The sequence below is a fragment of the Massilia sp. Masssp94 genome (assembly GCF_059491305.1).
Genome location: NZ_CP168501.1, coordinates 3,735,438 through 3,753,616 on the forward strand (window position 1 = coordinate 3,735,438; position 18,179 = coordinate 3,753,616).

An 18,179-nucleotide genomic window follows, 5' to 3' on the forward strand; every position below is an offset into this window, starting at 1 on the left:
TTCGCCGTGGAGGCTTCAAGTATCGGCACTGATCGATGTCAAGAAAAAAATCTTACTGACAGAGCTCATAAAAATCGCGGACATCGACTACAATTAGGTCTGTAAGGCCGTTGTCTACTACATCTAGTGGTCAACGGCCTTAATGCCGAACAGGCTGAGTAGGAGCGCGAAGCTTTTTTTCTCAATATTGCCGCTCCTATTTTTTATCGGCAGAAAGTTATCGAGTTGCCAATTTTGATGAGTTGGCAGCGTTCCCTGGATTCACTCCGAGGGGTCCATATCTACCTAATTCGTGAAGGCGATGGCAGTCTGTGACGCCAATGCTGGGAGGCTCAATGCAAACATCTTCGGACATTTCCATCAATACCGTCGCGGCAGCTACGACGGCCGGCAAGAGCGCGGACGAACTGGTCGCGGGCAGCGACTACCGCATCATCCGCCGTAACGGCGCCGTGGTGCCGTTCGCGCCGAGCAAGATCGCCGTCGCGATGACCAAGGCGTTCCTGGCCGTCAATGGCGAGCAGGGCCGCGAGTCGGCACGCATCCGCGAGCTGGTCGCGCAACTGACGAACAACGTGGTCGCGGCCCTCGTGCGCCGCCAGCCGAACGGCGGTACCTTCCACATCGAGGATGTGCAGGACCAGGTGGAACTGTCCCTGATGCGCTCGGGCGAGCATGACGTCGCGCGCGAATACGTGCTGTACCGCGCCAAGCGCATGGAAGAGCGCCGCGCCGCCAAGGAAGCCGCCGGCACGACGCAGATCACCGCCCCGCAGATCCACGTGGTCGACGGCGGCGCGCGCCGCCTGCTGGACATGAACGAAGTGTCGGCCCTGATCAACGCCGCCTGCGCCGGCCTGGAAAAGCACGTCGACGCCGACGCCATCCTGGCCGAGACCATGAAGAACCTGTACGACGGCGTGCCCGTCGAGGAACTGCACAAGTCGGCCGTGCTGGCCGCGCGCGCGCTGATGGAAAAGGATCCGGCCTACAGCCAGGTCACCGCGCGCATCCTGCTGCACTCGATCCGCAAGGAGATCTTCGGCAAGGACGTGCCGCAGGCCGGCGCCGCCGCCGAATACGTCACCTACTTCCCGCAATACATCGCCAAGGGCATCGCCGCCGAGCTGCTGGACGAGGAACTGGGCAAGTTCGACCTGCAGAAGCTGGCCAAGGCCATCGTCGCCGACCGCGACCTGCAATTCGGCTACATCGGCCTGCAGACCCTGTACGACCGCTACTTCCTGCACATCCGCGAAACCCGCATCGAGATGCCGCAGGCGTTCTACATGCGCGTCGCGATGGGCCTGGCCCTGCGTGAAGAAAACCGCGAAGCGCGCGCCATCGAGTTCTACAACCTGCTGTCGACGTTCGACTTCATGAGCTCGACCCCGACCCTGTTCAACTCGGGCACCCGCCGCTCGCAGCTGTCGTCGTGCTACCTGACCACCGTCGCCGACGACCTGGAAGGCATCTACGACGCCATCAAGGAAAACGCGCTGCTGTCGAAATTCGCCGGTGGCCTGGGCAACGACTGGACGCCGGTGCGTGCGCTGGGCTCGCGCATCAAGGGCACGAACGGCAAGTCGCAGGGCGTCGTGCCGTTCCTGAAGGTCGCGAACGACACCGCCGTCGCCGTCAACCAGGGCGGCAAGCGCAAGGGCGCCGTCTGCGCCTACCTGGAAACGTGGCACCTGGACATCGAGGAATTCCTCGACCTGCGCAAGAACACGGGCGACGACCGCCGCCGCACGCACGACATGAACACCGCGAACTGGATTCCGGACCTGTTCATGAAGCGCGTGATGGAAAAGGGCGAGTGGACCCTGCTGTCGCCGTCGGAAGCCCCGGACCTGCACGACAAGGTCGGCAAGGCGTTCGAGGAAGCCTACCTGAAGTACGAAGAGAAGGCGGCCCGCGGCGAGCTGACCGTGTACAAGAAGATCCAGGCGCTCGACCTGTGGCGCAAGATGCTGTCGATGCTGTTCGAAACGGGCCACCCGTGGATCACGTTCAAGGATCCGTGCAACATCCGCTCGCCGCAGCAGCACGTGGGCGTCGTGCACTCGTCGAACCTGTGCACCGAGATCACGCTGAACACGAACGAAGACGAAATCGCCGTCTGCAACCTGGGTTCCGTGAACCTGCCGGCCCACATGAAGGGTGACGGCCTGGACGTGGTCAAGCTGCAGAAGACGATCCGCACCGCGATGCGCATGCTCGACAACGTCATCGACATCAATTACTACGCCGTCGACAAGGCGAAGAACTCGAACCTGCGCCACCGTCCGGTCGGCCTGGGCATCATGGGCTTCCAGGACTGCCTGCACATGATGCGTGTGCCGTTCGCGTCGGACAAGGCCGTTGAATTCGCCGACCGCTCGATGGAAGCCGTCTGCTACTACGCCTACCTGGCGTCGACCGAGCTGGCCGAGGAACGCGGCCGCTACCAGTCGTACGAAGGTTCGCTGTGGGACCGCGGCATCCTGCCGCAGGACTCGATCAGGCTGCTGGCCGAAGAGCGCGGCGGCTACCTCGAGCAGGACACGTCGGAATCGATGGACTGGAGCATCGTCCGCAACCGCATCAAACAGTTCGGCATGCGCAACTCGAACTGCGTGGCGATCGCCCCGACCGCGACCATCTCGAACATCATCGGCGTGTCGGCCTGCATCGAGCCGACGTTCCAGAACCTGTACGTGAAGTCGAACCTGTCGGGCGAATTCACCGAGATCAATGCCTGCCTGGTGCGCGACCTGAAGGCGCGCGGCCTGTGGGACGAGGTCATGATCAACGACCTGAAATACTTCGACGGCTCGCTGTCGCGCATCGACCGCGTCCCGCAAGACCTGCGCGACATCTACGCCACGGCGTTCGAAGTCGAGCCGAAGTGGCTGGTGGAAGCCGCGTCGCGCCGCCAGAAGTGGATCGACCAGGCCCAGTCGCTGAACATCTACATGGCCGGCGCCTCCGGTAAAAAGCTGGACGAGACCTATAAACTGGCCTGGCTGCGCGGCCTGAAGACGACCTACTACCTGCGCACGATCGCCGCGACGCACATGGAGAAGTCGACCACCCGTACCGGCGCCCTGAACGCCGTGGCAGTCGATGGCGGCCTGTCCGGCGGGGCGCCGACCGCAGCACCGGCGGCCGCTCCGGCAGCAAGCGCACCGGACGTCGTGGACGGCGCGGCCTGCTACCTGCGGCCGGGCGACGCGGGCTTCGACGAGTGCGAAGCTTGCCAGTAAATAGATAGACCCTTAACGTAACCACGCATCGCCCGGCCTCCCGGGCGATGCCGCTAAAAGAATTCAAGAAGGAAAAACATCATGGCTCTCTCCTGGGACGATGAACCGGCCGCCGCACCGGCCCCCGCCGCCGTCAATCCTGAAGTCAGCGCCGCCGACGTCGCCAAGCGCGTGAATGCGGACGACAAGCGCATCATCAACGCCAAGACCGACGTCAACCAGCTGGTCCCGTTCAAATATAAATGGGCGTGGGACAAATACCTGGCCGGCTGCGCGAACCACTGGATGCCGCAGGAAGTGAACATGCAGCGCGACATCGAACTGTGGAAGAACCCGAACGGCCTAACCGAAGACGAGCGCCGCATCGTCAAGCGCAACCTGGGCTTCTTCGTGACCGCCGACTCGCTGGCGGCCAACAACATCGTGCTGGGCACCTATCGCCACATCACGGCGCCGGAATGCCGCCAGTACCTGCTGCGCCAGGCGTTCGAAGAGGCGATCCACACGCACGCCTACCAGTACATCGTGGAATCGCTGGGCCTGGACGAGAAGGAAATCTTCAACGCCTACAACGAGATCCCGTCGATCCGCGACAAGGACCAGTTCCTGATCCCGTTCATCGAAGTCATCAACGATCCGACGTTCCACACCGGCACGCTGGAAAACGACCAGAAGCTGCTGCGCTCGATCATCGTGTTTGCTTGCCTGATGGAAGGCCTGTTCTTCTATGTCGGCTTCACGCAGATCCTCGCGCTGGGCCGCCAGAACAAGATGACGGGTGCCGCCGAGCAGTACCAGTACATCCTGCGCGACGAATCCATGCACTGCAACTTCGGCATCGACCTGATCAACACGATCAAGATGGAAAACCCGCAGCTGTGGACGCCGGAATTCCGCGAAGAGATCAAGCAGCTGTTCCTGCAAGCCGTCGACCTGGAATACCGCTACGCCGAAGACACGATGCCGCGCGGCGTGCTGGGCCTGAACGCGGCCATGTTCAAGGGCTACCTGCGCTTCATCGCGAACCGCCGCGCCGTCCAGATCGGCCTGGATGCGCTGTTCCCGAACGAGGAAAACCCGTTCCCGTGGATGAGCGAGATGATCGACCTGAAGAAGGAGCGCAACTTCTTCGAGACGCGCGTGACCGAGTACCAGACCGGTGGTGCGCTGAACTGGGACTGATTCCTGCAGCGCTCACGTAACGAAGCCCGCCACTCGGCGGGCTTTTTTATTTGGGCTGTCGTGTGCTGCATTCCGTAATCGATCTGCATGAACTCGGCACAATGATTCGGAATTGCCGCCGCGATTATTCACGCATTCCAACTTTTTTATATTTCACGAATTATCTCGAGGTGCGTCATTTTAATGTCGGAAAGGAAAATCAATATGCTTCTGTGTAATAGATATTAATTCAGAATTATGCAGTGAAATCAGGGGTTTAGAAAATAGGTCGAATATTTGCCCGAATCGAATTGTGCGCATGGACAGTCTCTATTGATTCGAAATAACATATATGGTTGTGCCGGTTTCTCCACTCAATATACCGACTTATCCGACCGTGCCTGGCAAGGAAGTTTTGCATGAACCTCAAGGATCTCATTGAAGCATTCGCCGGCCTCTCCGAGGCGAATCGCCCCATCCGTTTACGACTGTCTCAAGAGCGGCACGTGCTCGATGATGTCCTGCTGGTCAAGCGTGTCACCGGCTATGAAACGATGTGTGGCGGCCTGGAATACCGGCTCCTGTGCGTATCGACGCATGCCGGCCTGCCCCTCAAGGAATTCATCACACTGCCCGTCGAACTCCAGTTCGTGACGGATCGCGGCGATGTGCGCGCCGTTTGCGGCATCGTGACACAAGCGGCGGCGGGCCAGAGCGATGGCGGCCTGGCGACGTACGAATTGGTGGTGCGCGACGCTCTGGCGTTGATGGAGCACCGGACCAATACCCGCGTCTTCCGGAACCGGAACGAACTGGATATCACGGAGGTCATTCTCGACGAGTGGCGCCAAAAAAATCCGGTGCTGGCAAAAGCGTTCGACGTCGATTGGTCGCATGTCACCGGCACTTATCCGGCCCGCGAATTCACCATGCAGCACAACGAATCCGATGCCGACTTCTTGCGCCGCTTGTGGAAACGGCGCGGCATCGCCTGGTGCATGCGGCCGGGACGGGCCAGTCAGGCACAAGACCAGGACACGCCGGCCCATTCTCTCGTGCTGTTCGACGACGCCTTCACGCTGCCGCAGAATGCCGCCGGGACGGTGCGTTATCACCGCGACGCCGGTACGGAAAAAGGCGACACCGCCATTACCTGGAATGCCGTGCGCACGCTCAAACCGGGCAATGTCTCACGCCAGAGTTGGGATTACCTGCAATCCCGTCCGATGACGAGCAATACGTCGTCGCGCATCAACCAGGGCAAAACGGGTAACCAGTTCGCAGCCAGCCTGGACGACTATCTGATCGACATGCCGCATGCGGGCGAGGACGGTGACGATTACCGCGAGCTCGGCGAATTGCGCATGAAGCGCCACGAATACGAATCCAAATGCTTTTATGGCGAAGGCAGCGTACGCGCGCTTTGCGTCGGCGAATGGGTCGCTTTGACCGGGCATCCCGAGATCGATACACATCCCGAGAACGAACGCGAATTCGTCGTGACCCGGCTCGAGGTCGATGCGGAAAACAATCTGCCCAAGACCATCGATGACCAGGTCCGGCGGCTGTTTGCCCTCAGCCGCTGGGACGATGGACCTTCTGCCGACGCGCTGCAGCAAGCCAGTATGGAGCGCGGCATGCGTTACACGAACCGTTTTTCGTGCGTACGCCGCGGCATTCCGATCGTGCCCGCGTTCGATCCCCGGACCGATTTGCCGCGACCGCGCCTGCAAAGCGCGCGCGTCGTCGGGCCGGCGGGCGAAGAGGTGCATTGCGACGAACATGGCCGGGTCAAGGTGCGCTTTCCCGGCACCCGGCCGGAAGACCACGGCCATGCGCAGGACGCCGGTGCCAGCGACAGCGACCGCGACTCCGCCTGGGTCCGCGTGGCGAGCACGTGGGCCAGTAACCAGTGGGGTACCATCACGCTGCCTCGCGTCGGCGACGAAGTCATCGTCGATTTCCTGGGCGGCGACCCCGACAAGCCGATCATCGTGGCGCAAGTGTATGGCGGCACGGCGCCGCCGCCGTCGTTCACCCACATGGGCACGCTGCCCGGCAATAAATACCTTGCCGGGATCAAGAGCAAGGAAGTGCAGGGGACCCGCTACAACCAGCTGCGGCTGGACGATACGCCGGGCGAGATCAACGCGCAGCTGTCTTCGGAGCACGGTCACAGCGAGCTCAATCTGGGTTGGCTCACGCATCCTCGCAGCGAGGGCAAAGGCGAGGCACGCGGCGAAGGCGCGGAACTGCGCAGCGACCATGCCGTCGCGGTGCGCGGTGCCAAGGGTGTCCTGATCAGTGCCGACGCCCGTACGCAAGCCGGCGGCAAGCAACTCGATCGCGCCGAACTGGTCGGCTTGATGGAAGTACTGCAGGGCGTGCAACGCCAGCTGTCCGAACTGTCGTCGACGCATCACGCGGACGACACGGACGATCACGAACTGAAGCAATTGCTCGGTCACCTGAAACAATGGGAAGCGGGCAGCAATACCGCGAGCGGCACCGCGGACGGCGGCGGCCAGCCTGTCGTCGCACTGTCCGCACCGGCCGGCATGGCGATGGCGAGCCAGAACAATATCGCGCTCGGCGCGCAGACGCACGTTGACGTGGTCAGCGTCGGCAATACCCAGTTCTCCATCGGCAAGCGGCTACTGGCGCGCGTCTCGGAAAGCATCAGCCTGTTCGCACATCGCCTGGGGATCAAGCTGATCGCCGCCAGCGGCAAGCTGGAACTGCAGACGCATGGCGACGACATCGAGCTCACGTCGGCCAAGCGCATCGTGCTGACGGCCGCCGACGAGATCGTGCTGCAGGCGCCGAAGGTGCGCTTCGTGGCGCAGGGTGCGCAGGTGGACATCGGCGGCGGCGCCATCGCGCAGCAGAGCAGCGGGGCGCACACGATCAAGTCGTCGACGTTTGCGCACGTGGGGCCCGGAGGCGGCGCGCCGCCGGGCGTGGAACTTCCCGTCAGTACGTTGAAAACGGACGAACGATTCGTGCTCGCCCGCCGCGGCAGCGGACGCCCGCACGCCAATCAACGCTACCGGATCGAGCTGGACGACGGCCGCACCATCGAAGGCGTCACCGATCAGAACGGACATACCGAACTGGCACAGGACATGGCGCTGAAGATCGCGCGCCTGACCCTTTTGAAAGAGTAATGGAAGAGTAACCCATGAGTGATACCGATACCGCTACCCGCCTGGTCGGCACCGGCTGGGACGAACACGGCAACGATACCGCGCAGTCTGTCCTTACGGGTACCAATCTGAAGGTTCGTGCGTTGTGCCTGACGACGCCGGATCTTGTCGTGCCTATTTTGTTCATGCCGGGCATTATGGGGACACGTCTCAAAGTGAAGAACAGAGATGCATCAGCGTGGTTTCCCCCGGAGAGTACTTGGGAAGGCCTCGTCACCGTGCTCAAGCATCTCAATAAGTCAGCCGCTGACCGGCAAAAACTGCTTGATCCAAACAATACCGAAGTGGACGATGACGGACCAGCGCACCCGGATGAGTCCAGCAAGGCACTGTTGGCTATTGCCCCTGGTACGACTGACGCCGAACGCGCCAAATGGCGAGGCTGGGGACAGTTGTACGGTAAGAGCTATGGGGGGATTCTTTCGTTGCTCGAGAAGTGCCTCGCACTTATTTTTGATCCGGACACCCAAGGCAAACAGCTTACCGCGACATGGAAAACACTGGTGATGGACCAGCAGGATCCAGCGAAGCTCGGTGCGCAGAAACCGTTCACGCCGTTGCAGGAAGAGCATCTGCGTGATGCCGCCGACGTTCTTTATCCGGTACATGCCGTCGGCTATAACTGGCTTCGAAGTAATAAAGAATCCGGCGAACACTTAGCGCAGGAAATTGAACGCATTACTGGTCATTATCGCAGTAAGGGAAAAATCTGCGACAAAGTTATAATCGTTACGCATAGCATGGGTGGCCTCGTTGGACGAGCATGTGCCCAAATTCCCGGTGTGGCAGATCGTATCCTAGGTATTGTGCATGGCGTCATGCCAGCGATCGGTGCGCCCGCGACATATAAACGTATTCGGGCCGGTTTTGAGGGGGTAGAGCAAGTCTTGCTAGGAAGAAATGGGGCCGAGTGTACAGCAGTTATGGCCAATGCACCAGGGCCATTGGAGTTGCTACCTACTGCACAGTATAAAACGCAAACTGATAAAGGGCCAAGACATTGGCTTCGTGCAAGCTATGCAATGGTAAATATGCAAGGGCTGTCGGAAGAAGTCGATACTTTGCTTGGCGATGAAGATCCTTATGGAGAGATTTATTTAAATAATACTGAAAGCTGGTGGAGGTTAGTAAAGGAAGATCTGATCGACCCGGTAGGGAGGCGGGAAAAAGAAGAAGCTAAGCGGGAAGGAAGGAAGATCGTCGGGGAAAATTCTCGGGAATCTGATTTCAAGAAGTTTTTGGTTAATATGGATGATGCACGAAAGCTTCAGGATTTTATTTCGGACAAATACCATCCTAACACTTATGCATACTACGGTGCCGATGCTAAACAGTTGGCGTGGAACGAAGTGCACTGGAAAGCTACTAAAGCTTCTGCTGGTGATCTCAAGCGTGCGCTATTGATGGCTGATGATTTAAATGGCTCCATCAAATTATCGTTTGATGAAAAAAATCAGCACGGGTTTGAAATTCAGAAGGCGCAAGGGCCAGGGGACGGTACCGTCCCGGCGGAATCTGGGTCTGCACCGACCCCGTATGTAGTTCAGATTTTCCGACATGAAGGCAAAAGAAAGGGGCATGAAAGCTATGATCACCAGGGCTCATATGGAGCGAAGCTTGCCCAGTCAGTTACCTTATATTCCATTGTAAAAATTGTCTCCAGTTCTAGCTGGCTAAAGCAAAAATTACCTAAGACATGAAAACGTACGGTCTATTTCTTCTTGCTTTCGCGGCAGCGTTCTCTGTAAGCCCTAATGCTTGCGTTGCCGCTCCAAATCGCCCTCATCTATTCGTCATGGCAAATAATAACGTGAGCACGGTACCCTCATCACCTACATCCACTTTTTGCGTCGGTCGGTTTCTGATCGATATTCCTGCTGGCTCTAAACTCACTGGAGGAAATTACAAGTACGACTTCCTTGCCATTGAGCCGGTAAAGACCATGTCACTTGAAGAATTCGAGAAGGAAACAACTGCGCATGAATCAATTTTGAAATCGTCCATCAATGGTCGGACAAAAAAAAGCATGTTACTTGAGTTTGTGCAGCCCGAGAAGACCACGCGAATATATTCTTCATGGAAGTCTGATGCTAGCACTGCCCAAGTTGTCGTTTTTGGATACCGGTGGATTGGCGGTCATCGATTTCTTTTGAAGGATAGCGTCGACGACGATAAGCAGAAAGTTGGAATGGAAAACATGGGCAAAGTGCTTTCTCGTCTGCGCTCTCGTTCTGAAACAGAAATGCCCAGTGAGCCTGGATACTGCTTTGACGGCGGTTTAATCGCAAATTCGGAATGGGAAAATGAAGAAGCTGGCGTGGACTTTCGCGTTGCCGACCATCCGGATACGATCCTATCCGTATGGTTTTACCCTCTTGCCAAATATAAGCATGACAAGCCTTTGCTTGAACGCATGGGGGGAATGACGCAGGTGCTTGGTAATCTTGCCACATCAATACATGTTCTACGTAAAGGCAACCGGCAGGTTGGACCGTACAAGGGACAGGAACATCTCGCGTCGGCGCCAAACAGTGGAGGTATGCGTGGACACGCGTTTGTCTGGGAAACTCAGGGCGAGGGCACGCTGGAGACACCTGCCATCAAGATCGAGTTATCGACCGGTCATGCGGATCGCAAAGGTAATCCCCAAAAAACAAGCCTGACTGACGAACAGGCCATGAAGCTCTGGGACGACGTCCTCAACAGTTTCCGCTTGCGTCCTACAGGCGACACCGTGAAGACCGGCGACATCTCCCCTGAACCGCAACCACGCCTTCCGCTCGGAGAACTTGCTGCGACCGGCCGCGCGTGCCCCCAGACGGGCTGGTGGCAAGCCAGCGAAGCCGGCGAGATCGAAGGCGGGGCGCGTCAGTACTTCACGGCAGGGGAAACGATGCCGCAGGTGACCATGCTGGGCGAATCGTCGTTGTGGCAAAAGCTCAAGGGAGCGCGTCCTTCGTATCGTACGGCGACCGTGTGGAAACTGGTCGATTACGACGCCGAGGCGCCAAAGCCGCAGTCGATCGCGCAGGCCGCACCAGGCAACGCAAGTTCCGACGCTCATGGCCTGGGTGACGGATCGTCGCACCAAGATAAGGGGTAACCGATGCCCAATGTGATTCGCCTTGGCGATCCCACGTCGCACGGTGGCAAGGTCGTGAGCGTGAGTGCGCAACATTTCACGGTTGACGGCATCGCGGTGGCCCGCGTGGGCGACATGTGCAGTTGCCCGATCGCGGGACATACCGTTTGCATCATTGCCGAGGGCGACCCGCACCACGTCATCGACGGTGTCGCGGTCGCTTACGAAGGGCACAAGACGACTTGCGGTGCCGCCCTGATTGCGACGATCGGGAACTTCAGCGGTCAATAGATCGGTCTCGTTCCTGTTGGCTGCGCTCGTGATGGCCACGTGCGCAGCGCTTGGCGCCTGCACGGCCGTATCCGGCAGTTCCAGTCCATCGACCATGGCACACACGGTGCCGCTACCCCCTCCACATTCTGCATGGGACGCTTCCTGATCGATGTCAGTGGAGGCAAGCATAAGCATGACTTCATCCAGATCGAGCCGGTCAAAGCCATGACCGATTCCTGTTAGAAGGCGATGTCGGCGGTAGCAAGCGGGAGAGCACCATGAATCGCATGTGAGAGGCACTCTCCCGTCTACGCCTGGCGCTAGGCAGCAACGTGATGCGCGCCCACGCGTTCGTAGGGGAGACCCGGGCGGCGCACGCTGACACGCCCGCCACCTGGCGGGATTTCTTATTTTCCGTCCACAAACTTCTGGATCGCCGCCATCGTCGCTTCCGGCGCCTCTTCCATCAGCCAGTGCCCCGCATCCGGAATGACCACTTCGGTGACGTTGGTCGCCGCATTGCGCATCACGACCGCCTCGTTGGCGCCGAACGACCTGGCGCCGCCGATCGCCAGCACCGGCATCGGCAGTTTATTGGCGACGACTTTCTGGTTGACCTCGGCATCCTTGGGGAAGCTGAGGAATTGCGCGAAGGCCGAGTGCATCGCGCCGGGGCGGGCGTACAGCTTCGCATAATAAGTGCGGGTCGCTTCGTCGACCTTCTTCGGGTCGCCGGCGAATTCGTTCCAGAAGCGGTCCAGGTAGATGCGCTCGCGGCCGGCGACGAGGCGCTCGGCGTCCGGGCCGCCGAACGAGAAATGCCACAGCAGCGGGTTGCGCAGGATCTGCTCCCACGGCGGAATCCCGGGCACGGGCGCGTCCATGACGACGAGGCGGTCCGTCCTGTCGGGATAGCGGGAGGCGTAGGCGAAGGCCACCATCGTGCCGATGTCGTGGCCGACGACGACGGCGTGGTCGATGCCGAGCTTGTCGAGGACGGCGCGGACGTCGCCGGCCTGCGTCCATTTGTCGTAGCCGCCGGCCGGGTGCGACGACAGGCCCATGCCGCGCAGGTCCGGCACGACGACGGTGTGGCGGGCCGCCAGGCGGGCGGCCAGCGGCGACCACATCGCGCCCGTGTCGCCGAAGCCATGCAGCAGCACGACGGCGGGGCCGTGGCCGCCGGTGACCACGTGCAGGGCTGCGTCGCCGGCCTGGATCGTCTGCGCCTTGAACGCCGGCGGGAAGGGCCGGACGGCGGCGGTGGCGGGATGGCTCAGCGCCACGGCAAGCGCAAGAGCAGCTGCAATACGGTTGAACATGGAGGGTCTCCTGCCCGGCGGGGGAGGCCACGTGGCCGTCGCTGATTGCCCTTGGGGTGACGGCCAGTATGGTTTAGCATGAGCAGCCGGACTAGTCGTCAAATACCGCAACAGCAATTCGGAAACGCCGAACAAACGGGGTAAGCGGACATGAAACTGGAAGGTATCGCCACGTTCGTCACCGTGGCCGAAAGCGGTTCCCTGAGCGAAGCGGCGCGCCGGCTGCGCGTGTCGCGCTCCGTCGTCAGCGAGCGCCTCGTCGAACTGGAACGGTCGCTCGGCGCCAGCCTGCTGCAGCGGTCCACGCGCAAGCTCTCGCTGACCGAGGATGGCGCCGCCTTCCTCGCGCGCGCCGCGCGCATCGTGCGCGACGTGCAGGAAGCGGCGGCCGACCTGGCCGAGCGGCGCGGGCAACTGAGCGGCCCGCTGCGCATCTCCGCGCCCGTGACATTCGGCCGCATGCACTTGGGTCCCGCGCTCTATCCCTTTCTCGCGCAGCATCCCGACATCCAGCTCACGCTGGAGCTGGACGACCGCCGGGTCGACGCGACGTCGGACGGATTCGATGCCGTCGTCCGCCATGGTCCGATCGCGGACAACTACCTCGTCGCGTGGCGGCTCGCGACCAGCCGGCGCGTGCTCGTCGCCGCGCCCGCCTACCTGGAGCGGCACGGTGCGCCCCGCTCGCCGGAAGAACTCGAAGACCACCGCGGTATCTTCTACATGCACCGCGGCGGGGCCGACTGGCGCTTCGCACAGCGGGGCGACGCCCGCATCGTGCGCGGACGGCCCGGCATGGTGCTGAACAACGGCGACATGATGCGCGACGCGGCGCTCGCCGGGCTGGGCATCGCATTGCTGCCGATCTTCATCGTCAGCGGCGCACTCAGGGCGGGGACGCTGTGCGTCATCGACGTCGGCGTCGAGGCCGAACAGGAATACATTTATATGGCGCACGCGGACGGCCAGCATCCGTCCGCGAAGTTGCGTGCGCTCGGCGCGTGGCTGAGGGAAGCGTTCGGCGATCCGCCGTACTGGGAAACCGAGTGCGGGAACGCTCAGCCGGCTGCCATGCGCAGCTGAAAGAACGCATTTGCCGTCAGGCGCCCCGTGCGCGGGTCATCGACCATCAGTTCGGGCATGTGGATGTGTCCTGAGTGGAAGATGCCACCGTTGTAGAAGATCGCCCGGTTGTAGCGCGGTTCGACCGTCAGCACCTTCTCGAACCAGCGGCTCGACGCGACCGCGAAGGTCGGCGGCACGTCCGGCATCGCCGCACCGGCCTGTTCGTGGCGTCTCAGATCGTTTTCCAGGGCCGTGATCTCGTGCTCCGGCACCTTCGGCTTGAAGAAGCTGGTGCCGCCGAAGCGCTCGTCCCTGAACAGGTACAGCACCATCGCACCCACGCCGACGCCCGCCGGCAGGCCCGTGAAGTCGCGGTGCGGCAGGCGCTGGCCCGGCAGCAGGTCTTGCAGGCGGCGCGTCACGAGCGACAGGCGGCTCTTCATGTCGAGGATGCGGCGCGCGCCCAGCGGTGCGCGCGCGTGCTGCAGGAAGCTGTCCTGGATGCGCGCCGCGAGCGCGCCGCCGAGCGGCAGTTCGGGACCCGGATAGTAGTTGCCCGCCAGGTCCTGGAAATGCATGTGGTTGTTCGCCGCGTAGTCGACCAGCGCCTCCGGCTCCAGCATGAAGTCGTCGATGATGACGCAGCGGTGGCCGTCGAAGATCGGCACTACGCTGACGCGCGGCTGCGGATTGAGCAGGGGAAGCATGGCAGTGACGTCGTTGTGAAAGTGGGCACATGGTACACCCCCCATGCTATGCTGCCGCCACTTCGACCTTGCCCGCCGCAGTCCGCCATGTTCACCAGCCCGCTCCTCGACCATCCCGCCATCGTGCACGGCTTCGGCACGCGCCATGACGACATGGCCGCGCTGCTGCCCGACTACTGGCCGCACCGTCCGATCCAGCACGAGCGCCACGGCACGCGCATCGCGATCGCGACGGCGGCGAACGAGGACTGCGGCGAGGCCGACGGCATGTTCACCGATCGGCCCGGCCTGTTGCTGGCCATCGCCACCGCCGATTGCGTGCCGGTGCTGCTGGCGCGGCGCGACGGGCGCGAAGTGGCCGCGCTGCACGCGGGATGGCGCGGCGCGCTGGGCGGCATCGTCGCTGCGTTCGCGGACCTCGTGCGTGCGCGCGGCGGCGATCCCGGCGACTGGATCGCGGCGCTGGGACCGGCCGCGCGCGCGTGCTGCTACGAAGTGGGCCAGGACGTGATCGACCGTTTCGTCGAGCGCTGGGACCTCGCGCCCGGCGTCGTCGCACCGCGGCCGCGCCGGCTCGACCTGCCCGCGATCGTGCGCCGCCAGCTCGAACGCGCGGGCGTGCAGGCCGTGGCGGCACGGGACGAGTGCACGATGTGCCACACGCGCGCCGATGGACGCTGGACCTTCCACAGCTACCGCCGCGAACGCGCAACGCGCACGCCCGTGGTCGATGTGCACTGGTCCGCGATCGCGATCGCGCACCGTTAGTCCGTACCTTCAACGACACGTTGATGCCATCTTGCGTGGTCCAACGCACGCATTCTTCACGATTTTGTACGTGCGTCGCGCCACGACGTGAAGTCTGAGGCTATCATGCGTTCAATTCCAACTTGTCGTCGTCGTCACGCGAACCGAACGTCATGACCCGAGTCCTCTTCATTCACCAGAATCTGCCGGGCCAGTTCCGCCGGCTGATGCGGTATCTGCAGACGCGGCCCGACTTCGACGTCGTCGCGATCGGCGAAGAGACCGCGGTGCGGCGCGAGAGCGCGGGACCGAAGGTGCGGACGATCGGCTACGCCAGGCCGGATGGTCCGGGCGAGAAGACCCATCACTACCTGCGCCACTTCGAAGGCTGCGTGCGCCGCGGCCAGGCCGTCGCGCGCACGTGCGTGGCGCTGAAGCAGGAAGGCTTCGTGCCCGACGTCGTCGTGTGCCACCCCGGCTGGGGCGAGGCCCTGTTCGTCAAGGACGTGTTCCCGCAGGCGCGCCTCGTCGTGTTCTGCGAGTTCTGGTGGGCGGCAAGCGGGTTGGACGTCGGCTTCGACCCCGAGTATCCGGTGAGCTTCGACGACCGCCTGCGCATCCGCATCAAGAACTCCGTGCTGATGCAGTCGCTGCTCGCGGCCGACGACGGCGTCGCGCCCACGGCCTGGCAGCGCGGTGTGCACCCGCCCGAACTGCGCGGCAAGATCCGCGAAGTCCACGAGGGCATCGACACGCAGCAACTGAGCCCCGACCCGCACGCGCGGCTGGAACTGCCTGGCGGCGCCGTGCTCACGCGCGCGCAGCCGGTGCTGACGTTCGTCGCGCGCAACCTCGAACCCTACCGCGGCTTCCACGTCTTCATGCGCAGCCTGCCACGGCTGCTGGCCGGGAATCCGGAGCTGCAGGTCGTCGTCATCGGCGGCGACGGCGTCAGCTACGGCCGCCGTCCGCCGCAGGGCCATGCGAGCTACCGCGACGCGCTCAAGGCCGAGCTGGACGGCGGCGGCGAGACCGTCGACTGGTCGCGCGTGCACTTCCTCGGCAAGGTGCCGTACGCCATGTACCGCAGCGCGCTGCAGGTCTCGAGCCTCCATGTGTACCTGACGTATCCGTTCGTGCTGTCCTGGTCGATGCTGGAGGCGATGGCCGTCGGCGTGCCGGTGCTGGGCTCGGATACGGCGCCGGTGCGGGAAGTGATCCGCGACGGCGAGAACGGGTTCCTGACGCCGTTCTTCGACACGGCGCTGCTCACCGACCGCGCGCTCGACCTCATCGCGCGCCGCGACGAGATCGCACCTGCCGGCCTGGCCGGACGCGAGACGGTGCGCACGCGCTACGATTTCGAAACGGTGGGCCTGCCGGTCTACCTCGACCTGCTCAAGCCGCTGCCCGGGCCGGTGGAAGAGGAGGCCGCATGACGGACCGCTTCGCCTTCCACTACGCCCCCGACGGCTACTCGACGGCAGGCCCGCACCTGATGGGCCGCCAGGCCGCCGGCGCCGGACTGCTGCGTGCGATCGCGACGGCGCCCGGCCTCGAGTCGGTCGGCTGCTTCGCCGGCGGCCAGGCCCACGCGGCCGAAGGCGAGCGCCTGCTGCGCGAGTCCGGCTACAAGGGCCAGGTCGACTGGATCGCGCAGGGCCGCCCGCAGGACCTGGAGCGCTACGGCACGCTGTACCACCCCGCGCCCGGCATCGAACGTCTCGCGTGGCGGCGCCTCGGACTCGGCGAACGCCGCTACAGCCTGTGCGGCATCACGCACACGACGGCCAGCCACGCCGTGATGACGAGCCTCGCCAACCTGCTGGTGGTGCCCGTGCGCAGCTGGGATGCCGTGATCTGCACGTCGCGCGTCGTGCGCGACAGCGTGCGCCGCGTGCTGGAGCGCCAGGCCGAGTATTTGAGTGCGCGCCTCGGTGCCCAGCGCTTCGAACTGCCGCAGCTGCCCCTGATCCCGCTCGGCGTGAACGCGGCCGATTTCGACGTCGACGTATCCCGCCGCGCCACCGTGCGCCGGCGCCTGGGGATCGAGGACGGCGGCGTCGCGTTCCTGTTCCTCGGCCATTTGTCGTTCCACGCGAAGGCGCATCCGCAACCGATGTTCGCGGCGCTCGAGGCGGCCGCGCAGGACGGCAAGCGCGTGCACCTCGTGCTGTGCGGGTGGTTCGCCAACGAGGCCACCGACAAGGCCTTCCACGAGGCGGCCGCGCAACTGTGCCCGTCCGTGACGCTGTCGGTGCTGGACGGCCGCGTGGCCGCGAACCAGCTCGACGCCCTGGCCGCCGCCGACGTCTTCATCTCGCTCGCGGACAACGTCCAGGAGACCTTCGGCCTCGCGCCGCTGGAAGCGATGGCGGCGGGCCTGCCGTGCATCGTCAGCGACTGGAACGGCTACCGCGACACCGTGCGCGACGGCGTGGACGGCTACCGCATCCCGACCGTGATGCCGGATGCGGGCGCGGGCCTCGATCTCGCGCAGCGTTACGACGATGGCGTGGACAGCTACGACACGTACTGTGGCCACACGAGCCAGGCGGTCGCGGTGGATGGACCGGCCCTCGCGCAGGCCTGCGCGCGCCTCGCCGGCGATGCCGCGCTGCGGCGCGAACTGGGCGAGAACGCACGCCGGCGCGTGCGCGCGGACTTCGATTGGGCCGTCGTGTTCGGGGGCTACCGCGCGTTGTGGCGCGAGCTCGACGAACGGCGCCGCGCCGATGCGGCACTTGGTCCCGCGCTGCCGGCAGTCGTGCCGGACCGGCTCGATCCGTTCGAGTTGTTCGCAACGTACCCGACGATGCGGATCACGCCGGCATCGATGGTGGAACTCGCGCCGGACGCATCGCTCGCGCTGCTGCGCCAGTATCGCGAGCTCGCGATCAACCGCTTCGCGCACGCGTCGCTGCCGACGCTGGAAGAGTTTGGACAGATCTTCGGATCGATCGAATCGCGGCCCATGCAGGTCGACGAGCTGCTCGACGCGCTCGGACCGTGCGACCGGCCGACTTTGCTGCGCGGACTCGCGTGGCTGTGCAAGATGGACTTGCTGCGTATCACTGCAGCGGAGGACTGATTTCGAATATCGCCTTTATATAAAGGCTTTATGCGAAATCGTAGTAACGTAATGCACGTTGTTTTGTGCGCTTGTTTTTGGAGACCGAGCAAGACGAGGAAGGAATCAAACGTTATCGCAGCGATCGTTTCGGTTGAGGTTATCGCTGGTTCGCCTGTAAAAGACATGAAAAATACTGTGTGCGGGTTGCGCACTGACAAGGTTTTCGTGTACTTTACGTGATTGAATTTGTCAAAACGTGAAGACGCCGATTTTCGAGGCGTTCAACGGGAAACAA

At 62.7% G+C, this 18,179-nt stretch carries 12 protein-coding genes; 10 read left to right on the top strand and 2 right to left on the bottom strand.

Features of this window, described 5'->3' with window-relative positions:
• Nucleotides 1–335: 335 nt before the first annotated feature.
• The 6 genes from ACEN9G_RS16625 (at nucleotide 336) to ACEN9G_RS16650 (ending at nucleotide 10,988) form a co-directional block, all read left to right on the top strand.
• Nucleotides 336–3,248, top strand: a complete 2,913-nt coding sequence (locus tag ACEN9G_RS16625) for a ribonucleoside-diphosphate reductase subunit alpha (protein WP_413340244.1) — start codon at nucleotides 336–338, stop codon at nucleotides 3,246–3,248.
• 81 nt (nucleotides 3,249–3,329) lie between these two features.
• A complete protein-coding gene (locus ACEN9G_RS16630) occupies nucleotides 3,330–4,430 on the top strand; it encodes a ribonucleotide-diphosphate reductase subunit beta (RefSeq protein WP_105376404.1) in 1,101 nt (366 codons plus the stop codon).
• 398 nt (nucleotides 4,431–4,828) lie between these two features.
• Nucleotides 4,829–7,576, top strand: coding sequence for a type VI secretion system Vgr family protein (locus ACEN9G_RS16635; protein ID WP_413340242.1), 2,748 nt, complete (start codon nucleotides 4,829–4,831; stop codon nucleotides 7,574–7,576).
• A 14-nt stretch (nucleotides 7,577–7,590) separates the two neighbouring features.
• Nucleotides 7,591–9,315, top strand: coding sequence for an esterase/lipase family protein (locus ACEN9G_RS16640; protein WP_413340240.1), 1,725 nt, complete (start codon nucleotides 7,591–7,593; stop codon nucleotides 9,313–9,315).
• Entirely contained in the window at nucleotides 9,312–10,718 is a 1,407-nt protein-coding gene (locus ACEN9G_RS16645) for a T6SS immunity protein Tli4 family protein (protein WP_413340238.1), read from the top strand. The genes ACEN9G_RS16640 and ACEN9G_RS16645 overlap by 4 nt, the downstream gene beginning before the upstream one ends.
• Nucleotides 10,719–10,721: 3 nt before the next feature.
• Nucleotides 10,722–10,988, top strand: a complete 267-nt coding sequence (locus tag ACEN9G_RS16650) for a PAAR domain-containing protein (RefSeq protein ID WP_413340236.1) — start codon at nucleotides 10,722–10,724, stop codon at nucleotides 10,986–10,988.
• Nucleotides 10,989–11,377: 389 nt separating this feature from the next.
• On the opposite strand, the gene ACEN9G_RS16655 is transcribed toward ACEN9G_RS16650, so the two are convergent.
• Complete coding sequence (locus ACEN9G_RS16655; RefSeq protein WP_483126768.1) at nucleotides 11,378–12,292, bottom strand: alpha/beta fold hydrolase; 915 nt, start codon at nucleotides 12,290–12,292, stop codon at nucleotides 11,378–11,380.
• A gap of 150 nt (nucleotides 12,293–12,442) precedes the next feature.
• Between ACEN9G_RS16655 and ACEN9G_RS16660 the strand changes: the two genes are divergently transcribed.
• Nucleotides 12,443–13,375 (top strand): LysR family transcriptional regulator, encoded by a 933-nt coding sequence (locus tag ACEN9G_RS16660; RefSeq protein WP_413345527.1) that lies wholly within the window; start codon nucleotides 12,443–12,445, stop codon nucleotides 13,373–13,375.
• Here the strand turns inward: ACEN9G_RS16660 and ACEN9G_RS16665 are convergent.
• Entirely contained in the window at nucleotides 13,351–14,064 is a 714-nt protein-coding gene (locus ACEN9G_RS16665) for a DUF6445 family protein (RefSeq protein ID WP_413345525.1), read from the bottom strand. The two genes, ACEN9G_RS16660 and ACEN9G_RS16665, sit on opposite strands and share 25 nt — an antisense overlap.
• An 87-nt stretch (nucleotides 14,065–14,151) precedes the next feature.
• On the opposite strand from ACEN9G_RS16665, the gene pgeF reads away from it, so the two are divergent.
• The 3 genes from pgeF (at nucleotide 14,152) to ACEN9G_RS16680 (ending at nucleotide 17,902) form a co-directional block, all read left to right on the top strand.
• Nucleotides 14,152–14,832: a peptidoglycan editing factor PgeF gene (gene pgeF / locus ACEN9G_RS16670; RefSeq protein ID WP_483126769.1), complete on the top strand. Its 681-nt coding sequence runs from the start codon at nucleotides 14,152–14,154 to the stop codon at nucleotides 14,830–14,832.
• 152 nt (nucleotides 14,833–14,984) lie between these two features.
• Nucleotides 14,985–16,250: a glycosyltransferase family 4 protein gene (locus ACEN9G_RS16675; protein ID WP_413345106.1), complete on the top strand. Its 1,266-nt coding sequence runs from the start codon at nucleotides 14,985–14,987 to the stop codon at nucleotides 16,248–16,250.
• On the top strand, nucleotides 16,247–17,902 hold the full coding sequence (locus tag ACEN9G_RS16680) for a glycosyltransferase family 4 protein (RefSeq protein ID WP_483126770.1): 1,656 nt from the start codon (nucleotides 16,247–16,249) through the stop codon (nucleotides 17,900–17,902). The genes ACEN9G_RS16675 and ACEN9G_RS16680 overlap by 4 nt, the downstream gene beginning before the upstream one ends.
• Nucleotides 17,903–18,179 lie beyond the last annotated feature (277 nt).

Excerpts from the sequence above, each read along its gene's own strand:
- ACEN9G_RS16645 (WP_413340238.1), top strand. The coding sequence starts at position 9,312 with ATGAAAACGTACGGTCTATTTCTTCTTGCTTTCGCGGCAGCGTTCTCT.
- ACEN9G_RS16625 (WP_413340244.1), top strand. The coding sequence starts at position 336 with ATGCAAACATCTTCGGACATTTCCATCAATACCGTCGCGGCAGCTACG.
- ACEN9G_RS16635 (WP_413340242.1), top strand. The coding sequence starts at position 4,829 with ATGAACCTCAAGGATCTCATTGAAGCATTCGCCGGCCTCTCCGAGGCG.
- pgeF (WP_483126769.1), top strand. The coding sequence starts at position 14,152 with ATGTTCACCAGCCCGCTCCTCGACCATCCCGCCATCGTGCACGGCTTC.
- ACEN9G_RS16655 (WP_483126768.1), bottom strand. The coding sequence starts at position 12,292 with ATGTTCAACCGTATTGCAGCTGCTCTTGCGCTTGCCGTGGCGCTGAGC.
- ACEN9G_RS16650 (WP_413340236.1), top strand. The coding sequence starts at position 10,722 with ATGCCCAATGTGATTCGCCTTGGCGATCCCACGTCGCACGGTGGCAAG.
- ACEN9G_RS16680 (WP_483126770.1), top strand. The coding sequence starts at position 16,247 with ATGACGGACCGCTTCGCCTTCCACTACGCCCCCGACGGCTACTCGACG.
- ACEN9G_RS16640 (WP_413340240.1), top strand. The coding sequence starts at position 7,591 with ATGAGTGATACCGATACCGCTACCCGCCTGGTCGGCACCGGCTGGGAC.
- ACEN9G_RS16630 (WP_105376404.1), top strand. The coding sequence starts at position 3,330 with ATGGCTCTCTCCTGGGACGATGAACCGGCCGCCGCACCGGCCCCCGCC.
- ACEN9G_RS16665 (WP_413345525.1), bottom strand. The coding sequence starts at position 14,064 with ATGCTTCCCCTGCTCAATCCGCAGCCGCGCGTCAGCGTAGTGCCGATC.
- ACEN9G_RS16660 (WP_413345527.1), top strand. The coding sequence starts at position 12,443 with ATGAAACTGGAAGGTATCGCCACGTTCGTCACCGTGGCCGAAAGCGGT.
- ACEN9G_RS16675 (WP_413345106.1), top strand. The coding sequence starts at position 14,985 with ATGACCCGAGTCCTCTTCATTCACCAGAATCTGCCGGGCCAGTTCCGC.